The following is a 25,121-nucleotide window of genomic DNA, read 5'->3' on the forward strand; positions in this document are numbered from 1 at the left end:
GTCGGCGACCCACGCGGGGTCCTCAACCAGCCGGCCGGGCGGAAACACAACCTGCGGCTGCGGCAATGGCAGATCGGCCGCACCCTGCAAATCCTGCACGACAAAGCCACCCTCGCCGGCATCCGGGTGCACCTGGTCGACGAACGCGGCACCTCCTCGACCTGCCCCCAGTGCAAGAAACGCATCCCCAAACCCGCCGGCCGGACCATGTCCTGCCGACACTGCCAGTTCGCCGGGCACCGCGATCTCGCCGCGGCGTTCACCATCGCCACCCGCACCCCGGGCGGCGCACCCACCACCCCCACCCGCATACCGGGTGGGGTGGTCACGCACCGTCGAGCCGGACGACACCTCCCCGGAGTTGCCACGGCACGGCGTGACCCCCGCCGCCGACCACCGGCGACCGGCGGGTCCCTTGGCCGGCGGAGGCCCGCCCCATCACAGGGGAGTCGCTCGCCCACACCCGTGAGCGAGGATCCACAACACCACCGGAAACCACCCGGTCAACGTTCGTGGACACCGCACTAGTTATTCCGGGAAGTGGGAACGGCGGCACGTCCGCGCCAGCCTCGGCCGTTGGTGCGTGGGGGCGGGATGCAGGGGCCGACCGGGCGGGCCACGCCGACCGCGGTCTCGCCGGGGTACTCCATGACGATCCAGGAGCGGCCGGCCCAGAGGACCGCGTTGTAGACCTTTACAAGGTGCAGGCGGGCCAGGGCCACGCCTATCGGCTGCCCGGCCGCGACCTCCTGCAGTGCGACCCGGCGCCAGAGCAACTCGTCCTCGGCCAGCCAGAGCCGGCCCACGGTGTCCTCGCCGATCACCCGGATCAGCCGGTAGCGGTCGTCGACCCGTTCGGGTCCGAACTCCCCGCCGCTCCGCGTAAGCACGCATGCCTCGGTCATGCCCCTGCTTCGGAGCGTGCACCCGCGCGGATGGGCGCGCCTAGAAAGAGCTCACCACCAGCCGCGGCGCTTGGCCCAGGTGAGCAGCAGCGCGGACATCACGGCCATGACGAGCAGGACGACCGTGAGCTGGGGAACCTTGGTGTGGTCGTTGACGATGATGTTCATGCCGTACACCGAGGACAAGGCCGTGATCGGCAGCGTGACCACGGCGATCACGGCGAGGCGCTCGGCGGCCACGGTCATCTTCGTCTCGGCCCGGGCGCGGTAGAACTCGATCACGCCCTGGAGGTACTCACGCTCGCCGTCGGCCAGGCCGCGGATCCGGGTGAGCTGGTCGACCACGTCGTTGACCAGGGGCAGGTCGTCGGCCGGTACGCGGGCCTCGAGCGCGGCGATCCGGCCGTACACCTCGGCGCCGAGCGCGCCCATCGTGCGCACCGCGAGTAGGCCGTGCCGGGCCTGGAACAGCTCCTCCAGGAACTCCTCCGGGTTGCCCATGTGCCCGCCGGTGACCCGCTGCTCGAGGTGCCAGACGTCGGTGGTGATCTCCTCGATGAACGCCTCGAGCCGGTGGATGAGTGCGGACGTGATCGCGTACGACAACTCATAGGGCGAATCGGGACGCAACCGGCCCGACGCGAGCCGTCGCCGGACACCGTCGGTCTCGCGCAGAGCGACCTCGAGAGAAAGGTTCGGATTGATCGGTCCGTGCACGGTGACGACGTACTTTTCGCCGATTATCTGGTCGAGTTCGAGATAGTGGACATGCCCGGACGGACCCCGCTCCGGACCGTGAAGGATCAACAGCTGCTGATGCGGATAAATCCGGACACGGGGCACGCGATTCCGTTGCATACAGTCGCGTACGGCGAGAGGATGGCACCGCAACACGTCGGTGAGCAACGCGATCGCCTCGTCACTGCACTCCGGAACGTCCACCCACACCAGTGCGCCGGGGCGCTCCAACAGGGCCTCGACCTCGGACAGGGCGTGCTCCTCGACCCCGTCGGCGGATAGTGACAAGACCCGTATACCGCCCATGGCCATACGCTAGACCTGAAAGAAGCTCGTAGCACTTTGCCTCTTTCCGAACAACGCGTGAAAAGCACCCCTCAGCGATCGCGTGGATACGCTCCGTCGCGGAAATTGAGGTTTGAATCACCGGATCGGTTCGGCACCTCAGCCGTTAAGGCGGAAAACCCGTCGGCCGCCGCTACTCGAATCGAGAAAGCTATATGGTGACCTGCGCCGCCGAGAACCCGGTGCCGGAGGCGACCTCGCCCACACCTCCGACCCCACGATCAACGAGGACGGACACGTGTTGAAGTCACGCCGCGGCTTGCTTGCCGCCGGACTTGCGGTTGCCGTGGTCGGCGCCCTGGGCTTTGCTTCGACCCTGAACGCGGGCGCGGAACAGATCTCGGGCGCATCCGACCACGCGACGGAGCAGCAGGCGACCGACCAGGAGACCGCCGCCGCGGACGCCGCGCCCGACGCACTGGCCGGCGTGGCGACACCCCCGTCCCGACTGCCCTGGGGCCAGCGGCCGGAGAGGGTGCGCAAGGGCCGGCCCGGCGCCTCCAGCCGGACGCTGCGGGCCGAGGGCGTCGACGCCGCGGCCAACGACACGAGCGGCTCCACCCAGCCCCGCGGCCGGTACGCGCCGAAGGGCCGCTGGGCGAAGAACACGGGCCTCCGGCAGGAGAAGGCCGACGTCGCGCCGCCGGCGCCCTCGGGCTCCGACTCGAACTCCGCACCCGCGCCCGAGCCGAGCGGCGCCGCCAGCGACAGCAAGAGCGTCTACTACCTGTACAACGTCGGTTCGCAGGCGGCCGAGACGGACGGCTTCTATACCAACGTCTACGTATCCAAGCCGGAGCTCGACAAGAAGGACTACCACTCGCTCGGCGAGCTGGCCCTGCAGTCGGCCGACGGCGCTCAGATCGTCGAGGTCGGCTGGACGGTCGACCGCCTGGTCAACGGCGACGACGACCCGCACCTGTTCGTCTACCACTGGGTCAACCACGAGGAGAGCTGCTACAACGGCTGCGGCTTCGTGCAGTACAGCAAGAACATCAAGCCTGGCGACACGCTCGCCTACGACAAGGCCAACAAGTTCGGCGTCCAGTACTTCAACGGCGCCTGGTGGATCGCGTTCGACTCGGAGTGGGTCGGCTACTTCCCCGAGCAGCTGTGGAACGACGAGGGTGTGAAGTTCAGCAAGTCCGGCCTGATCCAGGTCTTCGGCGAGGTGGCCGCGACCACCCAGGACCCCTGCACCGACATGGGCAACGGGGCCCGGGCCGACGCGGACAAGAGCACCTCGGCGTACATGGCGAGCATCTCGTACCTGAACGGTCCGGCGGTCTCGATGTACATGCGCTCGACGACCAAGGCCTACCCGCTCAGCATCCTGAGCACCCGGACCTTCCGGTACGGCGGACCGGGCCGGGGCAGCTGCTCCGACAGCCCCGACCCCGCTGCCACGGAGAGCGCCAGCCCCGACCCCAGTCCCAGCGACGGCCCCACCGACAGCGCCAACCCTAGCCCGAGTGACAGCCCTAGCCCGAGTGACAGCACCACTGATGGCGAAACCACCGGCTGAAGGCGACAGCTGAGGTTCTCTGTGACGCGATGCCCGGTCCCGGCGAGGGGGTCCGGGCATCGCCCTGTTCGGTGCCAAGCAGCCTCCGATCGAACCGGCTTCACCGTAACGGTGTACAAGTGGGTGGCAGGCGGACGCTGGCGAAGGGCATGGCGCGGATGAGGCGACGGGTGAGCCCCGACGAGGAGCTGATGACCGCGCTCTACAACGAGCACTACGCGGTCCTGCTCAGCTTCGTCCTGCGGTACGTGCACGACCGGCATCGCGCCGAGGACATGGTGCAGGAGACCCTGCTGCGGGCCTGGAAGCACATCGACCACCTCGACACCGACCAGGGCCGCACCCGTTCCTACCTGCTGACGATCGCCCGCAACGTGGTGACCAACGCCTGGCGGGCCGAGCAGCGCCGCCCGCATCTGGTGGCCGACGAGCACGCGGTCGACACGATGCCGGTCGAGGACAACGTCGACCAGCTGGTCGAGGGCTGGCTGGTGGCCGAGGCGCTGGAGCGGCTGTCGGCCGATCACCAGGCCGTGGTGCGGGCGATGTACTACGAGGGGCAGAGCGTGGCCGAGACGGCGCGGCGATTGTCCGTGCCCGAGGGAACGGTGAAATCCCGGGCGTACTACGCGGTCAGGGCGTTGCGGACGGCCTTCGAGGAGATGGGGGTGCTGCGATGAGCCCCGATCATGACGACCTGCGCCGGCTGCTCGGCGGCTACCTTCTCGGCGGCCTCGACGACGGGGACACCGACCGGCTCGACGCCCACCTGCGGGACTGCGACGAGTGCCGGGACGAGTTGGAGCGGCTTTCCCCCGTACCGGAGCTGCTGCAACGCCTGCCCGACGCCCAGCGTTCGTTCGCCGGCGGAGCGCAACCACCGATCAACATGTCCGCCCGCCCGAGCCAGGAGAACGTGGAGGGCCTGCTGCGGCGCATGCGCGCCGAGCGAAACCGGGAAAACCGCATGGCCCGCGTACGGTGGCTGGCCGCGGCCGCCGTGGTCCTGGTCGCCGCCGTGATCGGCATCGGCGTGATCCGCACCAACCGGGAGGCCCAGCCCATCCAGGTGCTGCCCAGCCCGCAGCTGATCACGGCACAGTTCGAGGCGGCCGAGGGCAGCGGGCTCTCCGGCCAGGCGGTTCTCACCCCGAAGACGTGGGGCGTCTCGGTGGCGCTCGACGTGACCAAATTGCGCGGCGGCGGACCGTTCCTCTGCCAGGTGCACAGCACCGGCGGCAAGGTCGAGCAGGCGGCGGCCTGGGGGCCGACCCCGAGCGGCAATGCCAAGGTCATCGGGGCCAGCTCGTTCCAGGTGAACGACGTCGAGTCGGTGACCGTCGCCGATCACGACGGTCACGTGCTCGGCACGGCGAACGTTGACTAACCCAGCTCGGCCAGGTCCTTCTCGCTGAGTCGCAGCCGGCCGGCCGCGACGTTCTCCTCGAGGTGCGCCGGCGAGCCGGTGCCCGGGATGATCGCGATGTTCGGCGAGCGGGCGAGCAGCCAGGCCAGCGCCACCTGCTGGATCGTCGCGCCGAGCCGGCCGGCCACCGCGCCGAGCCGCTCGGTCGCGAGCGGCTGGAACCCACCACCGACCGGGAAGAACGGCACGTAGGCGAGCCCGGCCTCGGCACACAGGTCGATCACCGGATCGTCGTCGCGGGCGCCGATGTTGTAGAGGTTCTGCACGCAGACGATCTCGGCGACCTCGCGGGCCCGGACTACCTGGTCGCGGGTCACGTTGGAGACGCCCAGATGCCGGATGAGGCCCTCGGCGCGCAGCGCCATCAGCGTCTCCAGCGCCGACTCGTACCCCGTGCCATCGTGGCCGCGGTCGCCCATGCGCAGGTTCACCACGTCGATCCGGTCGACGCCGAGCGACCGCAGGTTGGCCTCGACGCCGCGGCGCAGCCCGTCCGGGGTGAGGCCGCGGTGCTCGGACGCCGGCAGCGCGATGTCATCGCCCTCGACCAGCGAACCGACCTTTGTCACGATCACCAGATCGTCCGGGTACGGGGCGAGCGCCGTGCGGATGAGCTCGTTCGCGGCCACGCCGTCCCGCGTGTAGTAGTTCGAGGTGTCCAGGTGGTTGACGCCCAGCTCCACCGCCCGCCGGAGAACCGTGAGCGCGGTGTCCCGATCCGGCCGGTCGCCCCGCGGCCAGCCGGTGAGCCGCATCGTTCCGTAGCCGACACGGTTGACGGGCAGATCCCCGCCGATGACCCATTGTTCGTTCGTCACGATCTCTAGTTAACCCGTCGCAGCTTGACGAGGTAGGTCTGGGCGACCACGACCAGCGCCAGGAACGCGCCGCTGATCACCTGCTGCCAGTTGCTGTTGACGTTCCCGACCTGGTTGATCAGGTTTTGAATCACCCCGAGCAGGAGTACGCCCGCGACGGTCCCGGCGATCGTGCCGGCGCCCCCGGTCAGCAGCGTCCCGCCGATCACCACGGCGGCGATGGCGTCGAGCTCCATGCCGGTGCCCAGCACGGTGACGCCCGAGCCGAGTTTGGCCGCGTTGATCGCCCCGGCCAGCCCGGCGAGCAGCCCCGACATGACGTAGACGCCGACCTTGATCCGGCGGACCGGAACGCCCATCAGCGCGGCCGCGTCCTCGCTGCCGCCGACCGCGTAGACCGAGTGGCCGAAGCGGGTGCGGGAGAGCAGCACCATCCCCAGCACGACCAGCACCGCGGCGAGCCACACCTGGTAGCCGATGCCGAGGAACGAGCCGTTGCCGAGTTGCTTGAAGGCGTCGTTCTTGACCAGGTAGGTCTCGGAGCCCTCGTCGCTGATCGCCCGCATCAACCCGCGGGCGCCGAGCAGGGCGGCGAGCGTCACGATAAAAGGCGCCATTCTCGTGTACGCGATAAGAGCACCGTTCACGACGCCGATGAGGCCGCACACGACGAGCGGGGCCGCGAACGCCGCGGCGAAGCCGTACTGCGAGGCCCAGGCGGCCAGCACCCCGCCGAGCACGTAGAGCGAGCCCACGGACAGGTCGATGCCGCCCGTGATGATCACGAACGTCATGCCGAGCGCGATCAGCATCGGCGGGGCGGCCGCGACCAGGATCGTCGCGGTGTTGTCGAAGCTGCGGAAGTTCGGGAACGCGATCAGCGAGATCACGACGACCACGATCAGGACGGCGAGCGCGCCCTGACGCTGGATGGTCCCGACGATCCGGTCGGTGCGCTCGGCCCGGCGGGCGTCCTCGACCGCGGCCGCGGGCGTCTCTCTCGCCACCTCGGTGCTCACCGCGCCTTCCTCTCTCGCGGGACACCGGCCGTGGTCATCGGGCCTTCCTCTCTCGCGCGACATAGACGGCGACCAGGATGATCACAGCCTGGGCGATCTCGGTCGTCGACGGCGGCAGGTTGTGCTTGATCATGGTGGCGATCACCAGCTGCATGAGCAGGGCGCCGGCCACCGTGCCAAGGACGCGCACCCGGCCGCCGGTGAGCGGGGTGCCGCCGACCACCACCGCGGTGATCGCCGAGAGCTCGATGAGCAGGCCGACCGCGGAGGCGTCGCTGGACTGGATGCGGGCCACCGAGAGCAGGCCCGCGATCGAGGCGAGCACCGAGCAGATCACGTACACGGTGATCAGCACGCGCTTCACCGGGAGGCCGGCGAGCTCGGTGGCCCGGCGGTTGCCGCCGATCGCGAGCAGCCGGCGGCCGAAGACCGTGCGGCGCACCACGAACGCGACGACCAGCACGAGCACGGCGGCGACCCAGACCAGGATCGGGATGCCGAGCAGATCGCCCGAGCCGAGCCGGATCAGATCGGGGTTGCGGACGTCCTTGAGCTGGCCGCCGCTGATCACGACGGCGAGACCCCGGCCGCCCACGAACAGCGCGAGCGTGGCGACGATCGGTTGCAGCCCGACCCGGGCCACGAGCACGCCGTTGATCAGACCGACCGCGACGCCGGCGAGCAGCGACACGAGGACCGCCGCTGCCACCCCGTACCCGAGATAGAGCGGGATGAGCGCCGCGGCCAGGGCCATCACCGAGCCGACCGAAAGGTCGATGCCCTCGGTCCCGATCACCAGCGCCATGCCGAGCGCCACGATCACCACGGGCGCCACCTGGATCAGCTGGATGCGCAGGTTGCTCCAGGTCAGGAAGTACGGGGTGAAGAAGATGTTGTAGAGGACCAGCAGGACGATCGCCAGGTAGACGCCGTACTTCGGCAGCCAGGCCCTGAGGTCTCTCGTGGTGAGCGTGAGGGTGGCAGTGGTCATTCTGCTTCCTCCGGCGGTGCGGCGGCGGCGATCGTGGCCATCAGGTCCTCGGTGGTCACCGACGCGCCGGTGAGCGTGCCGACGACCACGCCGTCGCGCAGCACCACCACCCGGTCGGCGCCCTCGATCAGCTCCTCGGCGTCCGAGGAGACCAGCACGACGCCGATGCCCTCGGCCGCGAGCTCGTCGATCAGCGACTGGACCTCGGCCTTCGCGCCGACGTCGATGCCGCGGGTGGGCTCGTCCAGCAGGAGCACCTTGGGCCCGGTGGCGAGCAGACGGGCGAGCAGCACCTTCTGCTGGTTGCCGCCGGAGAGGTCGCCGACCAGCTGGTCGGGACTGGACGCCTTGATCCGCAGGCGGGTCATGTACCGCTCGACGATCGCGTCGATCCGGGCGTCGGAGACCAGGCCGAGGCGGGACACCTTGGGCAGCACGGCGAGCGCGATGTTCTCGCGTACGGAGAGTCCCGCGACGATGCCCTCGGCCTTGCGGTCCTCCGGCTGCACGGCGATGCCGTTCCGCACCGCCTGGACGGTCGTCGGCCGCTTGAGGTCCACGCCGTCGACCTGCACGTCCCCGTCGTCCAGCGGATACGCGCCGCCGATCGCCTTGATCGTCTCGCTGCGGCCGGCGCCGAGCAGTCCGCCGAGCCCGACCACCTCGCCCGGTCGTACGTCGAAGGTGATGTCGTGGAGCTTGCGCCGGCTGGTCAGACCGCTTGCTCGCAGAATCGGTGCCGCGCCGGTGTCGACGGCCTTTTCGGACGAGAAGGCCGTGGCGCCTTCTCGGCGGATCTCCGACATCTCGCGACCCAGCATCAGGGCCACGAGCCGGATGCGTTCCAGGTCGGCGAGCCGTCCGGTGTGCACCACCCGGCCGTCGCGCAGGATCGTGACGGCGTCACAGATGCGGTAGAGCTCGTCGAGCCGATGGCTGACGTAGACGATGCCGATACCCCGGGCGTGCAACTCGCGGATGACACCGAAGAGCGTCTCCACCTCGCGCGGTTCGAGCGACGACGTGGGCTCGTCCATGATCACGACCTTGGCGTCGATCATCACGGCCCGGGCCAGGGCGACCATCTGCTGGGCGCCGAGCGCGAGCGTGCCCAGCGGCAGCCGTATGTCGGCGGTGACCCCGTAGCCGGCCAGGATCGCCCGGGCCTCGCGGTGCATCCGCCCCTCGTCGAGCAGCCCCAGCCGGTTGCGCGGCTCGCGGCCGAGGAAGAGGTTGTGCGAGACGCTCATCAGCGGGATGAGGTTGACTTCCTGGTAGATCGTCGAGATCCCGGCGTGCTGGGCGTCCATCGGCGTCCCGAACCGCGCGGGTTCGCCCTGGTAGCGCAGCTCGCCGTCGTCTGGCTGGTAGACGCCGGTGATGACCTTGATGAGAGTCGACTTGCCGGCGCCGTTCTCGCCGACCAGGGCGTGCACCTCGCCCGGGTTCAGCGTGAACGACACCTGGTCGAGCGCGCGCACGCCGGGGAAGGTCTTGGAGACATCGCTGACTTCCAATAGCGGCATTTTTCGGTCTTGTCCTTGCGGCAGTCGCGGATGTGCGGTCACGTGCCCCTCCGCCGGAAGGCTCGAGCGGAGGGGCACACAGACGAACATTTAGCTGCGAAATCAGTACGCGCTGCCGAGGTCCGCCTTGGCGTTGCTCGAGTCGTATTGCCGGTCCTGGATGATGATGTCCTGCCCGACCGGCTCGCCCCCGAAGAACTTCTGCGCCGTGGCGAAGGAGAGTGGCCCGAAGCGCGGGTTGGATTCGATGACCGCGTTCGCCCAGCCGTCCACAATGGCCTGAACCGCGCCCTTGGTGCCGTCGATCGACACCACCTTGACGTCGCCGGCCTTCTTGCCGGCGCCCTTCAGGGCCGTGATCGCGCCCAGCGCCATCTCGTCGTTCTCGCCGTAGATGCCGTTGATGTCCGGATTGGACTGAAGCAGCTGCTCGGTGACTTTCTGCCCGTCCTCGCGGGCGAAGTTGCCCGTCTGTTCAAAGACGATCTTGATATCCGGCGCTACCTTGCCGATCTCGTCCTTGAAGCCGCTCGTCCGCAGCGTGGTCACGTTGTTGCCGGGCGCGCCGAGCAGGATCGCGACCTTGCCCTTGTTGCCCATCGCCTTGGCCATCTCGTCGGCGGCGCGTTTGCCCTGCTCGGCGAAGTCCGACCCGATGAAGGTCAGGTAGTCCTTGCAGGCCGTCGCGTTGATCTTCCGGTCGATCGTGACGATCGGGATCTTCTTGGCCGAGGCCTTGGCGAACACCGAGTCCCAGCCGTCCGAGTTGAGCGGCGCGATGACCAGCAGCTGCACGCCCGAGTCGATCATCTGCTCGACATCGCTGATCTGCTTGTTGAACTGGGAGTTCGCGTTCGTTGTCGTGAGCTGAGTGATGCCGAGCTTGGCCGCCTCGTCCTTGATGGACTGCGTCTCGGCGATCCGGAACGGGTTGGCCTCCTTCTCGGACTGGGAGAAGCCGACCTTCGCCGTCTTGAGGTCGATTTTGGTGCCGCCGTACTGGTCGATGGTGCAGGTCGCGGCGCCGGGAGCGGCCGACTGGGCGACCTGAGCGGCGGCGCTGGCCGGCGCGCCCGTGCCGTCCGAACCGGAGTCCTCGGACTTGGCGCAGGCACTGAGCATGAGCAGAGCCGTACCGAGGGTAACGGCAGCAGGGCGCAAAAGGCCCCGGTATGTGGTCATGACTGAGCTCCTTAGCGGTGATGAGACATCGGGGAGTAACCGCCTGGAAACACATTCACGCACTATCAAACTTTTCCTGTCAAGGTCCTCCATCAGAACCAATCAGAAACGCACGCGTCGCGGCGCACGCAGGAGGATTCTGAGCAGATTAAACGACGGCGGTCGATGTACGCGCCATGTCCCAGCGCGCCGACATCGTGGTGTAGATGCGCAATGCCTCGTCCGGGCGCTCGCCGCTGAGCAGCGCCGCGTCCTCGAGGGCGGCGGCCAGCTCGAACCGGCGGCCCACCCCCCGGTAGTGCTCGGCGGCGGCCCGGGCCGGCGCCGGATCGCCGCTGAGCAGCGCCTGGCAGCGCAGGTGGGCCGCCTGCGCGCGGGCCGGGCGTACCTCGTGGGCAGCCTCCGCCGCGCAGATCGACGCGGCCCGCTCCGCGATGTCCATCCTGGACATGCGGCGGGCCAGCCGGAGCACGTCGGGCAGCCACTGGTGGCGGAGCATCATCGGCGCGTACGACGGCTGCAGCAGCGGGGCCAGCAACTCCAGCGCCTCGGCGTCCCGGCCCCGCTGCTCGGCGGCGAGGGCCCGGGCCACCAGCAGGAAGTCGCAGTTCTCCCGCTCCGCCTCGCTGGCCGGCACCGCGTCGGCCGCGTCCAGGTGCGCGGCGGCCAGGTCGCGGGCGTCCCGGTGCAGGGCGATCAGCGCGGCCACCCCGTGCAGCAGCATCGTCACCGCACCCGGCTCGCGCATGCCGTGCAGGGTGATGCCCGGGCCGTCCTCGGTCACCGCCGACACCTCGGCCAGCGCCTCGTCCCAGCGGCCCAGCCAGTAGTCCTGCACCGCGGTCGCCACCTGCAGGCCGGCCGGCAGCCGGTGCTCGGCCGCGAACTCGGCGGCGCGGCGCAGCGTGCTCTGCGCCTCGTCCAGCCGGTCGAGGTTCTGCAGCGAGAACAGCCGGTTGTCGAGCAGGTCGAAGTACGTTCCGGCGAGCTCGGTGCTGCCGGAGACCACGTCCAGGGCCTGGTCGACGTGCCGCAGCGCGCGCTCGTGGTCGCGCCGGATCGAGCTGGTCAGCCAGATCGTCTGCAGCGCGAACGCGGTCTCGTACGGCTGCCCGGCCGCCACCGCCTCGGCGTGCACCACCCGCGCCCGCCGCTCGGCCCGGTCGAGGTCGTCGAGGTCGCCGCGGCGGAAGTTGGCCAGCAGCACCCGGTGCCGGGTGCGCCAGATGGTCGGCACCCGCGGATCGTCCACCGCGTCCCGCAGCATCGCGACCGCCTCGGCCTCCTCGCCCCGGCGGTGCCGCATGGTGGCCAGCAGGTGCCGCATCTCGGCGCGGTCGGCCGGGTCGGTGGCGAGGCTCATCGCCTCCTCGGCCTCGGTCATCGGGTACCGCTCCCGGCGGAAGTCCAGCTTGACCAGCGCCACCAGCAGAACGCCGCGCTGGGCGGCCGAGGGCAGGTCGGTGCGCAGTGCCCGGCGGATCAGGTCGCCGGCGATCTGCGGCGCCCGCCGGACCACGTCGGCGTGGTGCGCGAGCAGCCAGGTCAGCACCCACATGTCGACGGCCGGGGTCTCGGCCACCAGCTGCTCGGCCACCCGGGTGATCGGGCTGCCGCCGGCTGCCAGCACCTCGGCCGCGTGCCGGTGCAGGCCCGCCCGCAGTGCCTGCGGCACGCTCTCCACCAGCGCCTGCCGCAGGTACGCGTGCCGGAACGCGAGGTCGGTGCCGCTGTCCACCAGCACGCTCGCGGCCAGCGCCTCCTCCAGCGCGCCGACCAGGTCGAGCGCCGAGCGGCCGGTCACCGCGACCACCTCGCTCACCGAGAACTCCGAGCCGAGCAGCGCGGCCAGCCGCAGCACCTCGCGGGTCGGGCCGGAGAGCAGGTCGAGCGTCGCGTGCACGGCGGCCATCAGCGTGCGCGGCGGCTCGACGGTCACCTCGGGTCCGATGTCGGCCCGGCCGCCGGCGACCTCGATGACGTCCCGCTGCCGCAGCGCGCCGACCAGCTCCCGGGCGAACAGCGGGTTCCCGCCCGAGCGGGCCACCAGCGCGCGCAGATTTCCACCGGGCGGGGCGCCGACCAGCGCGGTCACCAACCGGTCGAGCTCGGCGGCGGGCAGCGGACGCAGGCGCATGGCCTGGGCCGGCGCCGCCCGGTCGCCGGGCCGGGACGAGGCGACGAGCAGCAGCGGCAGGCGGCCGACCAGGGCATGCAGCCGGTCCCAGACCCGGACGGTGGCGGTGTCGGCCCACTGCATGTCGTCGACGATGAGGATCAGCGGCGCGGCCGCGCACGCGGCGCGCACCGCGGCGACGATCTGGTCCTCGGCGATGTCCGGCTCGGCGAGCGGGCTGCGCGGCCGGCGCGAGGCCGATTCCAGGCCCAGCGCCCGGGACAGCACCTGCAGCGGCACCCGCGAGCCGAGCTGGTCGGCCGCGCCCCAGGCCACCCGGCAGCCGCAGCGCGACGCCTCGGCGAAGGCGTGGGTGAGCAGCTCGGTCTTGCCGATGCCCGGCTCGCCCTCGATCCAGACCGCGCCGCCGGTGCCCGCGGCGAGCCGCCGCACGAGGTCGCGCAGCTGATCAATCTCGGTCTCGCGGCCAAACCAGTCGCGCGCCGCGAGGCCGTCGCGCAGTGCCTTGGCCACCGCGGTCGGCACCACCGTGCGCAGCGGCTCGGGCACCGGCAGCGCCTCCGCCTGCTCGGCCGAGCCGGCCAGCACCTGGCGCTGCAGCTCGCGCAGGGCCGGGCCCGGCTCGATGCCGAGCTCGGCGACCAGCGTTCGGCGGGCCGCGCGGAAGACCTCGAGCGCCTCGGCGTGCCGGCCCGACCGGTGCAGGGCGCGCATCAGCAGCTCGTGCAGGGGCTCGTGCAGCGGGTTGTCGTTGACCAGGCCGGTGAGCTCGGCGATCAGGCCGTCGTCGCCGCCCGAGTCGAGCAGGATCCGGGCCCGCTGCTCGGCCGTGGCCAGCCGCAGCTCGGCCAGGCGCTGGCGGTCCAGTTCGAGGAAGGGCCCGGCCAGGGTCGCGTACGCGTCGCCGCGCCACAGGGCCAGCGCCTCGTCCAGCCGGTCGGCGGCGCCGCGGTTGTCGCCGGCGGCGAGCAGTTCGGCGGCGGCCGACCGCAGCCGGCCGAACCGCTCGGCGTCCAGGTCCTCCGGCTCGACGTGCAGCAGGTAACCGCCCGAGGCGGTGGTGAGCATGCCGGGCTCGAGGGCGCGACGCAGCCCCGAGACGTACGTGTAGACGCTGCCGGCCGCCGTCGCCGGTGGGGAGTCACCCCAGATCGCCGTGATCAGCTCGTCCCGGCCGACGAGCCGCCCGGCGTGGGCGGAGAGGACCGCGAACACCGCCCGCTGCCGGGCCGCGCCCAGGTCGATCTCGCGCTCCCCGATCCAGGCACGGACCGGCCCGAGCACGCCTACGCGCAGAACGTCCGGCACGTGTCCTCCCGGGTCGGTGAAACCCAACTTCTTCGGAGACGGGCCGGGTGTCAATGGATAACGCAAACCGCACGGACGGGCACACCTCCGCCGCAAGCCTTCCGTGCCGAATCGCACCTCTGCTGAACTGGCCTATCGACCTCTATTCCGGGATGAAGGATCTCTGAAGATTCTCTGAAGAACCTTCTTCGACACTTGCTCCACGTCGCGTAGGAAGGGGCCGGACGTGGAACAGGTCAGGGTTGCGTTGCAGGCGATGGATCCGGTCAGCCATGCCGGGCTGGCCGCTCTCCTCCAGTTCCGCGGCGATCTCACGGTGCTACGCCCGCAGCAGCGGGCCGACGCCGACGTGCTGGTCGCCGCCGCCGAACGACTCACCACCGACGCGGTGGCCGCGCTGCGCCGGGCGGGCGCCGAGACCGGGGCGCCGATCGTGCTGGTCTGCCAGGAGGTCACCGAGGCCGAGCTGATGACCGCGGTCGAGTGCCGGGTGGTGGCGATCCTCCCGCGGGCCGCGGTGACCACCGAGCGGCTCGCGCACAGCGTGCGGGCGGCCGCGGCCGGTGGCGGGGTTCTTCCTCCCAACCTGGTCGGCGAGCTGCTCAAGCAGGTCGACCGGATGCAGCGGGACGTGCTCGCGCCGAACGGGCTCAACGCGTCGGGGCTGACCCCGCGCGAGATCGACGTGCTACGGCTGATGGCCGACGGGTTCGACACCAACGAGATCGCCGGCAAGCTCTGCTACTCCGAGCGGACCGTGAAGAACGTGATCTACGGGGTCACCCACCGGCTCAAGCTGCGCAACCGATCACACGCCGTGGCCTACGCGTTGCGCGCCGGGATGATCTAATCCGTATTCATGAAGGTGAGGGCCGGCGATCGCGTCGCCATCGTGTCCCCGTCCTGGGCCGGTCCGGGGGTCTATCCCGAGACCCATGATCTCGCGATGCGGCGGCTTCGCGACCTGCTCGGGCTCGAGCCGGTGGAGTTTCCGACCACCCGTACGCAGGGATCGCCGGCCGAGCGGGCCGCCGACCTCATGGCCGCCTACGCCGATCCGGGCATCCGGGCCGTGTTCGCGACCATCGGCGGGAGCGACCAGCTGACCGTGCTGCCGCACCTCGACCCGGCGCCGTTCGTGGCCGACCCCAAGGCGTTCTTCGGCTACTCCGACAACACCAACCTGTTGAACTGGCTCTGGCTGCACGGCGTGCCCGCCTATCACGGCGGCTCGACGATGGTGCACCTCGCGCGCGGCGCCGGCGTCGAGCCCGAGCATCTCGCCTCGCTGCGGGCGGCCCTCTTCGAGACGGTCGACCTGGAGATCACGCCGGTCGCCGAGTTCAGCGACGAGGAGCTGAGCTGGGCCGACCCGGCATCGCTGACCACCTCGGCGCCGGGGGTGCCGAGCCCGGGCTTCCACTGGCACCAGGCCGACCGGGTGGTCGCCGGGCCGACCTGGGGCGGCAACCTGGAGATCCTGCACTGGAACCTGGCCGCGAACCGGTGGATCAAGGCGAACGCCGCGTACGCCGGGTCGATCCTGTTGCTGGAGACCTCCGAGGAGATGCCGCCGGGCGAGGAGGTGTTCCGGATGCTGCGCAACGCGGGCGAGCGCGGCCTGCTCGAGCAGTTCCCGGCCGTGCTGGTGGGCACGGCGAAGGCGAGCAACATCGACAACCGGCCGCCGCAGGAGGAGCGGGCCCGGTACCGGGACGAGCAGCGGGAGGCGGTGTTGCGGGCGCTGGCCGAGTACAACCCGTCAGCGATGGCGGTCTTCGGTGTCGATTTCGGACACACCGCGCCGCAGTGGGTCCTGCCGTACGGCGGCCGGATGACCGTGGACGGCCCGGCGAAGCGGATCGTCGCTCACTTCTGAGCCGCCACCGGCGCGCTCGTCACCGGCGGGGAACACGGGTCGCAGAAACTCCGTACCGGCATCGGCTTCACGACCCGGTTGGGGATCAGCAGGAACGCGAGCACCGCGCCGCCGACCATCAGGCCCGCGCAGATCAGCATCGTGTTGCGGTAGACCGGCTGGAGTTGGTCGGCGACCGTGAGGCTGCCCACGCCCAGCCCCGCGGCCAGCGGCAGGACCGCGACGGCAAGCAGGCTCGCGGCCCGGGCCACCGCGTTGTTCACGCCCGAGGCGATGCCGGCGTGCGCGTCGTCGAGCGAGCCCAGCGCGGTCGCGGTCAGCGGCGCCACCAGCGCCGTCAGACCCAGCCCAAAGATGATCACCGAGGGCAGCACGTCGGTGAGGTACGACGCGTCCGGGCCGATCATCGCCATCATCAGCAGCGCGACGGCGCAGATCAGCGGGCCCACCGTCATCGGGATGCGCGGGCCGATGCGCTGGCCGAGCGCGCCCGCGCGGGCCGACAGCAGCAGCATGATCACTGTTACCGGCAGCATCGCGAGGCCCGCGGTCAGGGGGCTGTACCCGGCCACCACCTGCAGGTTGATGACGAACAGGAAGAAGACGCCGCCGTTGGCCGCGTACACCAGGAAGGTGACCAGGTTGGCGCCGGTGAACGCCTTGTGGTGGAAGATCTCCAGCGGCACCATCGGCTGCGGCGAACGGCGCTCGGCCAGCACGAAGGCGACCAGCCCGGCCACGCCGATGGCGAGCGAGAGCAGCACGACCGGGTCGCTGCCACCCCGCATCGGCCACGCGGTGAAGCCGTAGGTCAGACCGCCGAGCCCGATCGCGCCGGTCACGATGCCGGCGACGTCGAAGCGGCGGGCCGCGGCCGGATCGCGGGACTCGGGCACGTGCCGGGCGGACGCCCAGAGCACGAAGGCCGCGACCGGCACGTTGATCAGGAAGACGAGCCGCCAGCTGCCGGCCTCGACCAGCCACCCGCCGAGGAACGGGCCGAGCGCGCCGCCGATGCCGCCCAGGCCCGACCAAGCGCCGATCGCCCGGGCGCGGTCCTCCCGGTCGAAGGACGCCTCGAGGATCGCCAGTGAGCCCGGGGTGAGCAGCGCGCCGCCGATGCCCTGCAGGACCCGGGCCGCGATCAGCAGGCCGATGCTCGGCGCCAGCCCGCACAGCAGCGAAGCCACGGCGAACCAGGCGATGCCGATCATGAAGACGCGCTTGCGGCCGAACCGGTCGCCGAGCGATCCGCCCAGCAGGACCAGCGCGGCGAGGCTCAGCGCGTAGCCGTTGACCGTCCACTGCAGGCCGGCGGCGTCGGCGTTGAGGTCGCGCCCGATCGACGGCAGCGCGATGTTGACCACCGTGGCGTCGATGAAGGCGAGGGCGGAGCCGAGCACGGTGGCCAGCAGCACCCAGCGGCCTCGGGCGGATCGGTAACGGAGCAGCGTGTCATCGACGGCCATGCGCCGACCCTACGCCGGGCGGATCAACTCTCCGCTTCCATCATCTGACTTCAGGCCGAATGCCGGCGACGCGGCTCCGGCGCTGGGATCGCGGCGGTGCGGACCGCCCGGGTGGCGGCCATCGCGGCGGCCGCGGCGGCGGTCGCCGACTTCCCGGCGGCGACCGGCTTGCGCAGCATCAGGTTGTCCAGCCGGGCGCAGAGCTCGGTCCGGTGGAACGGCTTGGTCAGGTAGTCGTCGGCGCCCGCCTGCAGGGCGGCGAGGATCCGCTGGTCGTTGACGTCGGCGCTGATCAGCATCACCGGGAGCAGGGCGGTCACCGGGTCGGCCCGTAACCGGCGGCACAGCTCGATGCCCGACTCCCCGGGCATCCGGACATCCAGCAGCGCGGCGTCGATGCCACCCGTGCGCAGGGCGGTCATCGCGGCGGTCGCGTCGTCGGCCGTGACCACGTGGTGCCCGGCCCGGCGCAGGGCGAGCGTGAGTAGCTCGCGGTGGTCGGCGTCGTCGTCGGCGATGAGCACGGTTGACACGGGTGCCTCCAGGGCTGTGGGCGGTCACAGTGTTGTTCGGCACCCCGTCGGAACCCGCTGAGCCGTTTTCGCGGTTGTGCACGTACGTTCTCACGACGTAAAGTGTGCACGTACGTGCACACTTCCCAGGATGTGCACGTACGCGCGCAGACCGGAGGAGTGCATGCGGCTGAGCAGCGCCCAGGACCTCGGGCGATACGTGCGTGACCGGCGCCGCGCCGCCGGCCTCAGCCAGGCCGACCTGGCGGCCCGGGCGACGGTGAGCCGGCGATGGCTGTCCGACCTCGAGCTGGGCAAGCCCACCGTCGAGCTCGGCCTCGTCTTCAAGGTGACCTCCGCCCTGGGTCTGTACGTGGACTGTCGCCCCGAGCCGGAACCTGAGATCGACCTCGACGCCTACCTCGACTCCCTCGGCGGTGAGCCGTGAGCGAAGACCTGACGGTGCTGCTCGGCGGACGAGTGGTGGGCCGGCTGTCCCAGGGCGAGGCCGGTGCCCTGTCGATCGCGTACGACGCCGACTATCGGGACGAGGTGGGTGCGATACCGATCTCGGTGTCCATGCCGCTCACCGACCTGATCCACGCCGCCCGGGTGGTCCGCGCCTTCTGCCAGGGTCTTCTGCCGGACAACGAGGGGGTGCTGGAACGGTGGGGCCGCGATTTCCAGGTGTAGCCCGGCAACCCGTTCGCGCTGCTGGGCCACGTGGGCGAGGACTGCGCCGGCGCGGTCCAGTTCGTCCGGCCCGAGCGGGTCGAGGCGATGCTGGCCCGGTCGGGCGCGATCGCTCCGCTCACCGAGGAGCGCGTCGCGGAACGACTACGAACCCTGCGGCGGGATCCGTCCGCATGGCACCTGGCCGGCACCGGCCAGTTCAGCCTGGCCGGCGCCCAGGCCAAGACCGCACTCCACCTCGACCTCTCGACGGGGGAATGGGGCGACCCGTCCGGGGCGGTGCCGACGACACATATCCTCAAGCCCGCCATCGCCGGCTTCGACGATCATGACCTCAACGAGCATCTCTGCCTGCGCGCGGCCCGAATAGCCGGCCTGCGCGCGGCCACCTCGCGGATCACCTCATTCGGTGAGGAGCGGGCCATTGTGGTCGAGCGATACGACCGCTTCCCGTTCGGCGACGGGCGGGTCGGCCGGATCCACTAGGAGGACATGTGCCAGGCCCTCGGCCTGCCGCCCAGCGCGAAATACCAGAGCGAGGGCGGGCCCTCGCCCGAGCAGATCATCACGCTGGTACGACGGGTGATCGGGCCGCCGGTCGCGGGGCTCGAGGTGGAGAGGTTCGTCGACGCGCTCGCGCTGAACTGGCTCATCGCGGGCACCGACGCGCACGCCAAGAACTACTCCATCCTGCTGGTCCGGGGCCAGACCCGGTTGGCGCCGCTCTACGACGTGGCGAGCAGTCTGCCGTACGACGACATGTATCTGCCCCGGCTGCGGCTCGCTATGAGGATCGCGTCGGAGTACCGGGTGGAGGCGATCACCGGGCGGCACTGGCGCGCCTTCGCCGAGCAGAACGGCCTCGACCCGGATCGGACGGCCGCGCGGATCGACGAGCTGGCCCGCCGGCTGCCGGAGGCGTTCCGCGAGGCGGCGAGCGCGGACGCGGTCGTGGCCCTGCGCTCCGCACTGCCGGAGCGGTTGGCGGCCGCGGTCGAGAAGCATGTCGATGCCTGCCGGCGGAGGTTGGAGGACGCATGATCCGGGCGGCGCGGGATGAGGACGCCGAAGCGATGATCGCGATCGAGGTGGCGGCCGGGCGGATGTTCGCGGCCGTCGGCATGGATTTCGTGGCCGAGGACGATCCGGGGACGGCCGAGGAGCTTCTCGAGTACGTGCGGGACGGGCGGGCCTGGGTCGCCGAGGAGGCCGGCGCGGCGGTGGCGTACCTGATCGCCGAGTGGGTCGACGGCAACGTGCACATCGAGCAGGTCTCGGTCGATCCGGCGTACGCCGGGCGGGGGATCGGGGCGTCGCTCGTCGAGCACGTCGCCGGGTGGGCCCGCGAGCACGGCGCGCCGGCGCTCACCCTCACCACGTACGCGGAGGTCGCCTGGAATGCTCCCTATTACGAGCGGCTCGGCTTCCGGCGGCTCGCCGACGACGAGGTCACGCCGGGGCTGCGCCGGATCCGGGCCGCCGAGGCCGCGCACGGTCTCGATCAATGGCCGCGGGTGGGAATGCGACGGCCACTGACGTCCTAATGTGTGATGCATGCTTGCTGCCGTCTTTGAAGAGCCCGGGCCCGCCGCCGTCCTCCAGATCGTCGAGCGGGAGACGCCGCTCGCCGGCGTCGGGGAGGTCCGCGTCCGGGTGGTCCTGTCCGCAGTCAACCCGACCGACACCGGCACCCGCGCCGGGCGCGGCGTGCCCGACGGGGTGGCGCCGCCGCGGGTGCCCAACCAGGACGGCGCCGGCGTGGTCGACGCGGTCGGCGACGGCGTCACCGGCCTCGAGCCGGGCGACCGGGTCTGGGTGTGGGACGCCTCCTACGCCCGGGCGAACGGCACCGCCCAGGAGTACGTCGTGCTGCCCCGCCGCCAGGTCGTGCGGATGAACGACGACGTGCCGTTCGAGGTCGGCGCCGCCCTCGGCATCCCGGCGCTCACCGCGCACCGCTGCCTCACCCTCGCCAGCGACGGCCCGGCCCGGCTCGAGCCGGGCGCGCTGACCGGCCGCACGGTGCTGGTCGCCGGGGGCGCGGGCGCCGTGGGCAACGCCGCGATCCAGCTCGCCAAGTGGGCCGGCGCGACCGTGCTGACCACCGTGAGCTCCAAAGACAAGGGCGATCTGGCCGTCGCGGCCGGCGCCGACGCGGTGATCAACTACCGCGAGGAGGACGTGGCGGCCCGGGTCAAGGAGCTCGCGCCCGGCGGCGCCCAGATCGTCGTCGAGGTCAACACGGAGAACCTGCGCACCGACCTGAGCGCGGTCGCCGCCGGCGGGAACATCGCGATCTACGTGGGCGGGGAGGTGACGATCCCGAGCTTCAAGGCGATGCTCAAGAACGTCAGCCTCGACTTCGTGCTGACGTACACGACCACGATCGAGGAGAAGGACAACGCGGTCGCGGCCGTGGCCGAGGCGGTCAACACGGGCGCCTTCCGGGTGGGGGAGGAGGCGGGCCTGCCGATCCTGCGCTACCCGTTCGAGCGGGTCGCCGACGCGCACGAGGCGGTCGAGCAGCACGCGGTCGGCAAGGTCGTGGTCGAGATCACGAAGCCCTGAGCAGTTCGTCGGACACCCGCTCCACGCCGCGTCCGTCGACGGCCGCCCACGCCCGGGCGGCCAGGTCGGTACGCCAGGCCGCGTCGGTGAGCAGCCGGCGCAGGGTGTCCACCGCGTCGTCGCCGAAATGGCCGAGCTGACCGAGCCCGGCGCCGAGGCCACGGGCCATCACCCGCTCGTACCCGAGGATCTGGTTGTCCACCACCCAGACCAGCGCGGCGGGCAGGCCCAGGCAGAGCAGTTCCCAGGTCGAGGTGCCGCTGGCGCTGACCGCGAGGTCGGCGCCGGCGAGCAGCTTCGGCAGGTCGTCGGTCGGCGGAATGATCTCGAAGCGTTGCCCCGGGCCGGCCGGGATCGCCGACAGCTCGGCGTGCAGCTCCTCGTTCGCCGCGATGATCGTGGCGTCGAAAGGAACGCCGGCCCGGGAGAGCAGCGCGGCCACCTGCGGCGCCGCGCGGTAGGCGTCGGTTCCGCCGAAAAAGGCGACAACCTTGGGCGTACGCCCGGAGCGGTGCACCGGCGCGGCCGGGGGACGCAGCGATCGCACCGAGGAGCGCAGCAGCGCGTAGTCGAGCCCGGCCAGCCCGACCGCGTCCTCGACGTGGATCTCCGAGTCGAGGTTCTGGTCCACGTAGATGTCGGCGGTCTGCCCGCGGAAATCGCCGTCCACGATGGCGAGCACCCGGTGACCGGCCTTGCGCACGGCGACGCTGTGCTGCGGCGGCAGCGTGTACGAGTCGATCACCAGCGCGTCGATCTCGAGCCGCTCGACGGCCGCCACCAGCCCGACCGGGTCGAACGGCGGCGGGTGCCAGGGCAGCCCGCGCTGCTCGAGCTGCGCCTCGGCCCAGGCGACGCCGCCCAGGTCGCTGAGGAACCGGACCCCGACACCGCGGGCGACCAGTTCCTCGGCGAGCGCCACACAGCGGACCAGATGCCCGACGCCGGTGCGGGCACCGGCGTCGCAGCGAATTCCGACGATCGTCACACTGAGCCGCCTTGGGCATGCCCTTCTGGCCCTATGCCCGCTGCGCCCACTCCGGTGCAGTCGGTCATGCCTGCACAAGGGCCTTCTGCAGCACGTGAGCATTGAGCTCGATCAGGTCCGGCCGAGAGGTCAGCCAGGCGGCCAGGGTCTTGAGGTCGACCGGCTCGTCGCCGAAGTGGTCGACGATCGCCTCGATCAGCTTCCAGTCGTCCTCGGTGTCCAGCGTCAGCCGCAGGTGGGAGAGGTCGGGCTGCAGCGTCAGCCCGATGACGTCGAAGTCGTCGGCGTGCGTGTAGATGTACGACGTCACATGCACCCGGTGATGCTCGGTGGCCAGGGCGTCGATCTGCCGCAGCACCGGCGTGCGCACCATCTCGACGTCCAGCCCGCGCGGCAGGGTGTGCGCGAGCGACGTGCTCAGATAGTCGGCGCCGGACGCCACGAAGACCCGATGCGCCCGGCTGATGATCGCCGGGTCGATCAGCGGGTTGTCCGCGGTGAACCGGATGACGGTGTCGCTCTCGCGCTCGTCGAGCACGCCGAGAAAACGACCGAGCACGTCGTCGACCGGGCCGCGGTAGCAGTGCACACCGATCGCGGCGCACTCGGCCACGATCGCGTCGTCGCCCTCCTCGACCGTGGTGGCCACGACCAGTTCGTCGACGACCCCGCTGGCCTGGGCGGCGCGGACCACCCGCTCGAGCACGGAACGACCGCCGAGCTTGAGCAGCACCTTGCGGGGGAGGCGGGACGAGTCCATCCGCGCCTGGATGATGCCGAGGGATGTCATTTGTATCCTTTTAGGGACTTATGCTCGTTTTTTGAGGCGGTTACGGGCCTTACGTGCTACCCCATACCCCAGCTTTGCCACCCGGTAGCCGAAGGTACCGCCGAAAGCGGCAATTTGAACACGCGCCTTGGTCAATTCCGCATCACGTTTGGCGAGATCCCGCTCGTACTGCTGGGCGCGGGCATCGGCCTCGGCGAGCAGGCGGCGAAGGGTACGCACCTGCTCCTCGTGTTCGCGGCGGGTGTCCGGCACCGGCGGGTCCTCGCCGGGCGGAATCGCCGGGACGTCGCCGGGCAGGCCGGCGGCGCCGTGCAGGATCGCGGTCAGCGTCCGCAGGTCGGTGGCGGCGGGCCACGGGTGTGCGTACCCGCCGGTGAGCAGCGTCGTGGCGAAGCCGCGCAGCACGTCGGCGCGCGGCGGGACGCTGGGGTCGAGCTTCGTGTACGTCTCGCCGTCGACCACCACGTTGCCGGGAGCGACGTCGGGCAGCGCGGCCAGCCAGCCGGAGAGCAGGCGGCGCGCGGTGGGCAGATCGTGCCGCAGGCAGGCGGCGAGCAGCAGTTCCTCGAGCAGCCGACCCGGCGGCAGCGTCCTGGCCAGTGGGCCGTCGCCGATCAGGACCGGCGGAAGCTGGAGCGCCACGGCCGGGCGCGGCGCGAGGTGAGCGATCACCAGCCAGGCCGCCGCGAGTTCCGGTCCGAGACCGCCACGCACGGCCGCGGCGGCGAGCCGGCGAGGATCGCTGAGAGCATTCCTTTTTTCGTACGAGGAGGCCACAGCACCGGCGACAGCGGCGCCGAGGGCGTCCACCGGCCCGTCCCGCAGCGCGCCCGGCGTGGCGATCATCGTGGGCGACCCGGGGAACGGCCAGGCCGCGCCGAGCCAGTCGACCGCCAGGCCCTCGGACACGAGCGCCTCGGCGAGCCGGCCCGGGGTGCCCGGCTTGCTGTCGTCGAACTCGCCCATCGGCCGCCACGCGTCGTCGGTCTGCGCCGCGGTGGCCACGGCCGGGTCGACCAGCCGGTGGACGCCGAGCTCGTTCTCCACGGCGAGCAGCAGCGTGCCGCCCGGGCGCAGGGCGCGCTTGAGCGCCCGCAGGCACTCGGCCCAGTCGTACTGCGGGCCCTCGACCGAGCAGAGCCGGCCGAGCCCGTCGAGCGCGACCACCACGTCCCAGCGATCGGCGTCGGTGAGCTTCGCGAGTGTCCCGCAGAGCACGTCGAGACCGCTTGCGGCCAGCTCGTCGGCCTCGGGCTGGGAACGGACCAGGCAGGTCACCGCGGTGCGGGCGGCCAGCGACTCGATCAGCGCGTGCTCGTGCGGCCCCGCGACCAGCACGCTCGTCCCGGCCGGGAGCTGGTCGGCCAGGTATCCGTACAGGGCGCCGCCCGCCGGTGGACGGTCCTCGCGCCAGCCGGGCATCTCGCCGCCGATCAGCCGGATCACGCGGGCACCGCCACGCGCTCGGCGGCGAGGCGGTCGGGCGTCCAGCCCAGCATCGCGCGCAGCTCGGCCGGGGACGCGAGGTAGCCGTCGCCGAGCTCGGCCAGCGCGGACCGGCGAGCCGGCTCCGACTCCGGGTGCCTGCCGTGCAGCTCCGGCCACTGGCGGCGGATGCGCTCGGCGGTGGCGAGGTCCTCCCGCTCCAGATGCATCGGGTCACCGTAGACCGCCGGCTCGCAGCCCGCTGCCACCCCATAGAGGACAGCGCTGCTCAACCTGTTCGATGCCACCCGAACGTGACGGCGCAGTTCACCCAGCTGGTTGTGGAGGAACCTCGTATCCGTGTCCCGGAACTGGAAGCCGCGGTAGCCGTGACAGACGACCCGGCCGGCCTGCTCGTACTCGGCGCGGACCCGGTCGTTGCGGTATTCGTTCCAGTACAGGCAGAACGTCACCGGGCCGGTCTCGGTCGCCATGATCTCGTCGACGAGCCGTCCGTGGCTGCCCTTGACCCGCTGGCTCTCCCAGCCGTGGAACGGGTACCAGATCGTGCCAGCCCTGGTCACGGGCTCGGGCGGCGGCGGGGCGAAGCGCAGCAGGTAGAGGAAGGGCGCGCCGATGACCGTGGCCTGGCGGCGGCCCATCGACCACGCCCGCCGCCGGGTCTGCTCGGACCACACGAAGATGGGCCGGCCCGGCATATACGGCGTGCCGATGCCGAGCCCGTCCACCACGTTCCAGCCGTGCTGCACGTACCCGTCGATCCGAGGTGGATGCTCGGCGTCGAGCCCGCAGTACTCGGCGAGCACGTGCGCGTGGCCGTAGAAGTGGTTGGCGTGGTGCACTCGTCAGCTCCCGA

25 protein-coding genes and 1 pseudogene are annotated in these 25,121 nt (G+C 71.2%); 11 read left to right on the plus strand and 15 right to left on the minus strand.

The window, feature by feature from the left end; all coding sequences use genetic code 11:
- Window positions 1–240: hypothetical protein (locus A3CQ_RS63255; protein WP_245577321.1), on the minus strand; the 240-nt coding region annotated here is incomplete at its 3' end.
- Between A3CQ_RS63255 and A3CQ_RS64115 the strand changes: the two genes are divergently transcribed.
- Complete coding sequence (locus A3CQ_RS64115; RefSeq protein ID WP_369076495.1) at window positions 127–528, plus strand: zinc ribbon domain-containing protein; 402 nt, start codon at window positions 127–129, stop codon at window positions 526–528. The two genes, A3CQ_RS63255 and A3CQ_RS64115, sit on opposite strands and share 114 nt — an antisense overlap.
- On the opposite strand, the gene A3CQ_RS0136025 is transcribed toward A3CQ_RS64115, so the two are convergent.
- Together A3CQ_RS0136025 and A3CQ_RS0136030 are read right to left on the minus strand one after the other, a co-directional pair.
- Complete coding sequence (locus A3CQ_RS0136025; RefSeq protein ID WP_026206586.1) at window positions 525–905, minus strand: protein kinase family protein; 381 nt, start codon at window positions 903–905, stop codon at window positions 525–527. The genes A3CQ_RS64115 and A3CQ_RS0136025 overlap by 4 nt on opposite strands.
- Before the next feature lie 51 nt (window positions 906–956).
- Complete coding sequence (locus tag A3CQ_RS0136030) at window positions 957–1,949, minus strand: magnesium transporter CorA family protein (RefSeq protein WP_211216745.1); 993 nt, start codon at window positions 1,947–1,949, stop codon at window positions 957–959.
- 277 nt (window positions 1,950–2,226) lie between these two features.
- Here A3CQ_RS0136030 and A3CQ_RS55300 point away from each other — a divergent pair, with 277 nt between their 5' ends.
- From A3CQ_RS55300 to A3CQ_RS0136045, 3 genes are all read left to right on the plus strand, one after another.
- Complete coding sequence (locus tag A3CQ_RS55300) at window positions 2,227–3,513, plus strand: neprosin family prolyl endopeptidase (protein ID WP_245577485.1); 1,287 nt, start codon at window positions 2,227–2,229, stop codon at window positions 3,511–3,513.
- Window positions 3,514–3,632: 119 nt separating this feature from the next.
- On the plus strand, window positions 3,633–4,193 hold the full coding sequence (locus A3CQ_RS0136040; protein WP_245577487.1) for a sigma-70 family RNA polymerase sigma factor: 561 nt from the start codon (window positions 3,633–3,635) through the stop codon (window positions 4,191–4,193).
- The gene (locus A3CQ_RS0136045; RefSeq protein ID WP_020515815.1) at window positions 4,190–4,900 is read left to right on the plus strand and encodes a zf-HC2 domain-containing protein; all 711 of its coding nucleotides are present in this window, start codon (window positions 4,190–4,192) and stop codon (window positions 4,898–4,900) included. Before A3CQ_RS0136040 ends, A3CQ_RS0136045 begins: the two co-directional genes overlap by 4 nt.
- Here A3CQ_RS0136045 and A3CQ_RS0136050 read toward each other — a convergent pair.
- The 6 genes from A3CQ_RS0136050 to A3CQ_RS0136075 all read right to left on the minus strand — a co-directional run bounded on the left by A3CQ_RS0136050 (window position 4,897) and on the right by A3CQ_RS0136075 (window position 13,920).
- A complete protein-coding gene (locus A3CQ_RS0136050; protein WP_020515816.1) occupies window positions 4,897–5,757 on the minus strand; it encodes an oxidoreductase in 861 nt (286 codons plus the stop codon). The genes A3CQ_RS0136045 and A3CQ_RS0136050 overlap by 4 nt on opposite strands.
- 5 nt (window positions 5,758–5,762) lie before the next feature.
- Window positions 5,763–6,776, minus strand: coding sequence for an ABC transporter permease (locus tag A3CQ_RS0136055; RefSeq protein ID WP_020515817.1), 1,014 nt, complete (start codon window positions 6,774–6,776; stop codon window positions 5,763–5,765).
- 34 nt (window positions 6,777–6,810) lie between these two features.
- On the minus strand, window positions 6,811–7,767 hold the full coding sequence (locus tag A3CQ_RS0136060) for an ABC transporter permease (RefSeq protein ID WP_020515818.1): 957 nt from the start codon (window positions 7,765–7,767) through the stop codon (window positions 6,811–6,813).
- Window positions 7,764–9,293: a sugar ABC transporter ATP-binding protein gene (locus A3CQ_RS0136065; protein WP_040433685.1), complete on the minus strand. Its 1,530-nt coding sequence runs from the start codon at window positions 9,291–9,293 to the stop codon at window positions 7,764–7,766. Before A3CQ_RS0136065 ends, A3CQ_RS0136060 begins: the two co-directional genes overlap by 4 nt.
- 102 nt (window positions 9,294–9,395) lie before the next feature.
- Window positions 9,396–10,475, minus strand: a complete 1,080-nt coding sequence (locus A3CQ_RS0136070; protein WP_026206589.1) for an ABC transporter substrate-binding protein — start codon at window positions 10,473–10,475, stop codon at window positions 9,396–9,398.
- A gap of 148 nt (window positions 10,476–10,623) precedes the next feature.
- Window positions 10,624–13,920, minus strand: coding sequence for an ATP-binding protein (locus A3CQ_RS0136075; RefSeq protein WP_020515821.1), 3,297 nt, complete (start codon window positions 13,918–13,920; stop codon window positions 10,624–10,626).
- Window positions 13,921–14,146: 226 nt separating this feature from the next.
- On the opposite strand from A3CQ_RS0136075, the gene A3CQ_RS0136080 reads away from it, so the two are divergent.
- Together A3CQ_RS0136080 and A3CQ_RS0136085 are read left to right on the plus strand one after the other, a co-directional pair.
- Window positions 14,147–14,770: a helix-turn-helix transcriptional regulator gene (locus tag A3CQ_RS0136080; RefSeq protein ID WP_026206590.1), complete on the plus strand. Its 624-nt coding sequence runs from the start codon at window positions 14,147–14,149 to the stop codon at window positions 14,768–14,770.
- Between the two features lie 9 nt (window positions 14,771–14,779).
- Window positions 14,780–15,799 carry a S66 family peptidase gene (locus tag A3CQ_RS0136085; RefSeq protein WP_020515823.1) on the plus strand — a complete coding sequence of 340 codons (1,020 nt, stop codon included), beginning with the start codon at window positions 14,780–14,782 and terminating at the stop codon, window positions 15,797–15,799.
- On the opposite strand, the gene A3CQ_RS0136090 is transcribed toward A3CQ_RS0136085, so the two are convergent.
- A complete protein-coding gene (locus A3CQ_RS0136090) occupies window positions 15,790–17,268 on the minus strand; it encodes a DHA2 family efflux MFS transporter permease subunit (protein WP_020515824.1) in 1,479 nt (492 codons plus the stop codon). The genes A3CQ_RS0136085 and A3CQ_RS0136090 overlap by 10 nt on opposite strands.
- Before the next feature lie 50 nt (window positions 17,269–17,318).
- Window positions 17,319–17,801, minus strand: coding sequence for a response regulator transcription factor (locus A3CQ_RS0136095; protein WP_020515825.1), 483 nt, complete (start codon window positions 17,799–17,801; stop codon window positions 17,319–17,321).
- Window positions 17,802–17,964: 163 nt separating this feature from the next.
- Here A3CQ_RS0136095 and A3CQ_RS55305 point away from each other — a divergent pair, with 163 nt between their 5' ends.
- The 5 genes and pseudogenes from A3CQ_RS55305 to A3CQ_RS0136115 all read left to right on the plus strand — a co-directional run bounded on the left by A3CQ_RS55305 (window position 17,965) and on the right by A3CQ_RS0136115 (window position 21,041).
- Window positions 17,965–18,228: a helix-turn-helix domain-containing protein gene (locus A3CQ_RS55305; RefSeq protein ID WP_020515826.1), complete on the plus strand. Its 264-nt coding sequence runs from the start codon at window positions 17,965–17,967 to the stop codon at window positions 18,226–18,228.
- Window positions 18,225–18,473 (plus strand): HipA N-terminal domain-containing protein, encoded by a 249-nt coding sequence (locus A3CQ_RS62295; RefSeq protein ID WP_020515827.1) that lies wholly within the window; start codon window positions 18,225–18,227, stop codon window positions 18,471–18,473. Before A3CQ_RS55305 ends, A3CQ_RS62295 begins: the two co-directional genes overlap by 4 nt.
- An 87-nt stretch (window positions 18,474–18,560) precedes the next feature.
- A pseudogene (locus tag A3CQ_RS63260) lies at window positions 18,561–19,514 on the plus strand (HipA domain-containing protein).
- Window positions 19,511–20,017 carry a GNAT family N-acetyltransferase gene (locus A3CQ_RS0136110; protein WP_020515830.1) on the plus strand — a complete coding sequence of 169 codons (507 nt, stop codon included), beginning with the start codon at window positions 19,511–19,513 and terminating at the stop codon, window positions 20,015–20,017. The pseudogene A3CQ_RS63260 and the gene A3CQ_RS0136110 overlap by 4 nt, the downstream one beginning before the upstream one ends.
- Window positions 20,018–20,027: 10 nt before the next feature.
- On the plus strand, window positions 20,028–21,041 hold the full coding sequence (locus A3CQ_RS0136115) for an NADPH:quinone reductase (RefSeq protein WP_020515831.1): 1,014 nt from the start codon (window positions 20,028–20,030) through the stop codon (window positions 21,039–21,041).
- Here the strand turns inward: A3CQ_RS0136115 and A3CQ_RS0136120 are convergent.
- From A3CQ_RS0136120 to A3CQ_RS0136135, 4 genes are all read right to left on the minus strand, one after another.
- A complete protein-coding gene (locus A3CQ_RS0136120) occupies window positions 21,028–22,029 on the minus strand; it encodes a PseG/SpsG family protein (RefSeq protein ID WP_020515832.1) in 1,002 nt (333 codons plus the stop codon). The genes A3CQ_RS0136115 and A3CQ_RS0136120 overlap by 14 nt on opposite strands.
- A gap of 64 nt (window positions 22,030–22,093) precedes the next feature.
- Window positions 22,094–22,819: a cytidylyltransferase domain-containing protein gene (locus A3CQ_RS0136125; protein WP_020515833.1), complete on the minus strand. Its 726-nt coding sequence runs from the start codon at window positions 22,817–22,819 to the stop codon at window positions 22,094–22,096.
- A gap of 18 nt (window positions 22,820–22,837) precedes the next feature.
- Window positions 22,838–24,265 (minus strand): hypothetical protein, encoded by a 1,428-nt coding sequence (locus A3CQ_RS0136130; protein WP_020515834.1) that lies wholly within the window; start codon window positions 24,263–24,265, stop codon window positions 22,838–22,840.
- On the minus strand, window positions 24,262–25,107 hold the full coding sequence (locus A3CQ_RS0136135) for a hypothetical protein (protein WP_020515835.1): 846 nt from the start codon (window positions 25,105–25,107) through the stop codon (window positions 24,262–24,264). The genes A3CQ_RS0136130 and A3CQ_RS0136135 overlap by 4 nt, the downstream gene beginning before the upstream one ends.
- Window positions 25,108–25,121 lie beyond the last annotated feature (14 nt).

Origin of the sequence: Paractinoplanes globisporus DSM 43857 (genome assembly GCF_000379645.1) — a bacterium.
GTDB classification, from domain to species: domain Bacteria; phylum Actinomycetota; class Actinomycetes; order Mycobacteriales; family Micromonosporaceae; genus Actinoplanes; species Actinoplanes globisporus.